The organism is Pseudonocardia sp. KRD291 (assembly GCF_019263595.1).
Taxonomy (GTDB): Bacteria; Actinomycetota; Actinomycetes; order Mycobacteriales; family Pseudonocardiaceae; genus Pseudonocardia.
In genome coordinates this window covers 1-3,921 of the sequence record NZ_JADQDD010000415.1, presented here as the reverse complement: position 1 = coordinate 3,921, position 3,921 = coordinate 1, and the positions used below count along the sequence as shown (strand labels likewise).

General features: G+C 71.2%; 4 protein-coding genes. 2 read left to right on the top strand and 2 right to left on the bottom strand.

Translation table 11 applies throughout. From position 1 onward, the window contains the following. Positions 1–280 (bottom strand): hypothetical protein (locus I4I78_RS30965; RefSeq protein ID WP_218615058.1); only part of this gene is annotated, 280 nt, incomplete at its 3' end. Here I4I78_RS30965 and sfnG point away from each other — a divergent pair. Both sfnG and I4I78_RS30955 read left to right on the top strand, forming a co-directional pair. Continuing rightward, the gene (gene sfnG / locus I4I78_RS30960; protein ID WP_374225952.1) at positions 279–1,400 is read left to right on the top strand and encodes a dimethylsulfone monooxygenase SfnG; all 1,122 of its coding nucleotides are present in this window, start codon (positions 279–281) and stop codon (positions 1,398–1,400) included. The genes I4I78_RS30965 and sfnG overlap by 2 nt on opposite strands. Positions 1,401–1,847: 447 nt before the next feature. Further along, positions 1,848–3,080: an acyl-CoA dehydrogenase family protein gene (locus tag I4I78_RS30955; protein WP_218615056.1), complete on the top strand. Its 1,233-nt coding sequence runs from the start codon at positions 1,848–1,850 to the stop codon at positions 3,078–3,080. 64 nt (positions 3,081–3,144) lie between these two features. Here the strand turns inward: I4I78_RS30955 and I4I78_RS30950 are convergent. After that, positions 3,145–3,921, bottom strand: a 777-nt coding sequence (locus I4I78_RS30950; protein ID WP_218615055.1) for a hydroxylase, incomplete at its 5' end; no start/stop codon positions are given.

The following is a 3,921-nucleotide window of genomic DNA, read 5'->3' as shown; positions in this document are numbered from 1 at the left end:
GCCCTGCGTCTCCTGAGGCCACCCGTCGTGGCGTCTGCGTTTGACAGGTGCCCCGGGTGGCTGTTGTCTGGAGGGCGTGATCGCCCTTCCACTGACGCGTCGCCGTCACGTCGATCACCAGCACGTCACCAGCTGCGCCTGTCGCTGACCAGCGCGCATCGCGCGACGCGTACGCCGTGACGGCGTCGTTCGCCCGGGCCGCCACCCGCCGCCGAAGACGGTCGGAAATCGCCGGCCCGAACCCGTTCCGTTTCGAGGAGTAGACACCCGTGTCCGACATCACCGAACCGCTGAAGTTCGCCTACTGGGTGCCCAACGTCAGCGGTGGGCTGGTCACCAGCACGATCGAGCAGCGCACCGACTGGGGCTACGACTACAACGTCAAGCTCGCCCGGACCGCCGAGAACAACGGCTTCGAGTACGCGCTGAGCCAGATCCGCTACATGGCCAGCTACGGCGCCGACCACCAGCACGAGGCCACCAGCTTCTCGCTCGCGCTGGGCATGGCCACCGAGCGCCTGAAGCTGATCGCCGCCGTGCACCCGGGCCTGTGGCAGCCTGCCGTGCTGGCCAAGTGGCTGGCCACCGCCGACCACCTGACGAACGGCCGGATCGCGGTCAACGTCGTGTCCGGCTGGCTCAAGGACGAGTTCACGGCCATGGGTGAGCCGTGGCTCGAGCACGACGAGCGCTACCGCCGCACGTCGGAGTTCATCCGGGTGCTGCGCGAGATCTGGACCGCGGGCGAGGGCGGCGCCGAGTTCGCCGGAGACTTCTACCGGGTGCACGGCTACGACCTCAAGCCCCGCCCGGTCGACGTCCCCGGCCGCCCGCACCCGGAGATCTTCCAGGGCGGCAACTCCACCGCGGCGCGGCGCAACGGCGGCACCGTCTCGGACTGGTACTTCTCCAACGGTAAGGACTACGACGGCTTCACCGAGCAGGTCGAGGAGGTCCTCGGCCACGCCAGGACCGCCGACCGTCTGCAGCCGGTCCGGTTCGGCCTGAACGGCTTCATGATCGCCCGGGACTCGGAGAAGGAGGCCCGGGACACCCTGCGCGAGATCATCGAGAAGGCCAACAAGCCGGCCGTCGAGGGCTTCCGGGGAGCCGTGCAGCAGGCCGGCAACTCCACCGGTGACAAGAAGGGCATGTGGGCGGACTCGTCGTTCTCCGACCTCGTCCAGTACAACGACGGTTTCAAGACCCAGCTGATCGGCACGCCGGAGCAGATCGCCGACCGCGCGATCGAGTACAAGCGCCTCGGCGCGAACCTGCTCCTGCTGGGCTTCCTGCACTTCCAGGAGGAGGTCGAGTACTTCGGCGCCAAGGTGCTGCCGATCATCCGCGAGAAGGAGGCCGAGCTCGCCGAGCGCGAGCCGCAGCTCGCCTCTCGCTGAGACTCCCCCGCACGCACCAGCGGCGCCCTCGTCGGAACCTTTCCGACGGGGGCGCCGTTCGTCGTTTCCGGGGAGGGTGCGGCGGGGGGCTGACCGGACAACCGGGCTCGGCGTCTCATCGACCGAACTCGGGTTGACTTATTGCGGTGTGGTCCGAAAACTGGGCTCGTGTTGTTCTCCGAGCTCACCCGTCGACGTCATGTCGACCTTTCCCGCGTGAACTCGTCCGGCTGTCGCTGATCCACGCCCCGCGCCGTTCGCGGCGCCGTTCTCCCTGAGTATCTGCAGCTCACAGTCATGACCGGCGGCCCTCTGCCGCCCGGTTCACCCGTTTCCCGCAGTTCGTCGACCCGTTCCGTGCGCATCGTCGCGCATTCGAGGACGGGCGATTCCTGCTGCCCAGGGACATGTGCCCGGAACATCGGCTCGAACACCGAAAGAGGAATCGTGACCACGACCGAGAACCGCCCCGCGACCGCCCCCGACTGGGCCGCGCAGCCCGCCCCGCGTACCGAGGCCGAGTGGCTGGCCCGCGCCCGCCAGGTGCGCGAGGTACTCGCCGCCGACGCCGCGGCCCGGGACCGGGCCGGCGCCACCCCCTACGACGAGGTGGCGCTGCTCAAGGCCTCCGGCCTGGTCACCCTGCTCGGCCCGGCCGAGCACGGCGGCGCGGGCCAGGAGTGGCCCACCGCCTACCGCGTCGTGCGGGAGGTCGCGGCCGGCGACGGGTCGATCGGGCAGCTGCTCGGCTACCACTACCTGTGGTTCTGGGCGGCCCGCCTGGTCGGCACCGCCGAGCAGATCGCCGCCGTCGAGGCCGACGCGACCCGCAACCAGTGGTTCTTCGGCGGCGCGGTGAACCCGCGTGACGCCGACGTCACCATCCGCGACACCGGCGAGGAGATCGTCTACAACGGCGCCAAGACGTTCTCCACCGGCAGCAAGGTCTCCGACGTCACCGTGCTCGAAGGCGTCGTGGAGGGGACCGACACCCACATCTTCGCGATCGTGCCCAGCGCCCAGGAGGGCCTGACGTTCCACGACGACTGGGACAACATCGGCCAGCGCCTCACCGAGAGCGGCGGCGTCACGATCACCGACGTCACCGTGCCCTGGGCGGCCGCGGCCGGGTTCGTGGACAAGACGTTTGCGCCGCGGGTCTACAACACGCTCAACGTGCCGGTGATCCAGCTCGTGTTCGTCAGCTTCTACCTGGGCATCGCCCGCGGGGCGCTGGAGACCGCCGCCGAGTACACCCGCACGACGACCCGCCCGTGGCTGCACGGCGGCCACGACCGGGCCGTCGACGAGCCCTACCAGCTCGACCTCTACGGCGACTACCAGTCCAAGCTCTGGGCCGTCGAGGCGCTGGCCGACCAGGTCGCGCAGGAGGGCCTGGCCATCCACCACGACGCCTGGAACGTCACCGCCCGCGAGCGCGGCGAGCACGAGGTGCGGGTGGCCGCGGTGAAGGCCCGCGCCACCGAGGTGTCGCTGGAGATCACCGGCGGGATCTTCGAGGGCCTGGGTGCCCGGGCGACGCGGTCCGACCTCGCGTTCGACCGGTTCTGGCGCAACGTCCGGACGCACACCCTGCACGACCCGGTGGCCTACAAGCGTCGCGAGGTCGGTGCGCACCTCCTGCGCGACGAGATCCCCGAGCCCACCTGGTACTCCTGACCCTTCCCCTGCGCCGTCCGAGCGGCGCCCTCGTCGGAACCTGTCCGACGAGGGTGCCGCTCGTTCACGACAGGGCGGCGCGGAGGTCCGCGGCGTGGGTGTGCGCCCAGGCGGTGAACGTGGTGCCGGGGCGGCCGGTGATGTCCTCGACGAGACGGTTCGGGGCGGGCTCGTTGCCGGACAGGTACGGCAGCACGTTGTGCACGAACCAGTCGGCGTCCTCGCCCATGCCGGGACGCAGCGCCGCGGCCGTCTCCTCCGGCGTGGACGTCACGAACTCGACGTCGCGCCCGGTGACCTCGGCGATCGCGCGCACCATCTGCACTCGGCTCACCGGCTCCGGGCCGGTCAGCGGGTACGCGTGCCCGGCGTGGTCGTCGCAGAGCAGCGCGACGGCGGCGACCTCGGCGATGTCGTCCATCGCGGTCGGGGTGCTCGAAGCATCCGGGTCGGGCTCGCGGACCTGCCCGGTGGCGCGGATCTGGGGCAGCCACATCCGCACGTTCTCCACGAAGTCGGCCGGCCACAGGTGCGTCCACGCCAGCCCGCTCGCCTCGACCGCGCCGGACACCGAGCCCCACCAGCTCTCCGGCTCGCCGGACAGGTCGACCACGTGCGTCGCGCCGGCCTCGCGCGCCGTCGCCAGCACCGGCCCGACGGTCTCCGGCGACGGCGCCAGGTAGAAGCGCTCGACACCCTCGAACGCCTCGCGCAGCGTCTCCGGGCGGCGCATCGAGCCGCGCACCGCCTCGACCTCCGGCGGCAGCGCCGCCCGCTCCGGGTCCGCCGTCAGCGCACGCACGTCCGACGCGCCGCGGGCCAGCAGGTGGTCGACCACCAT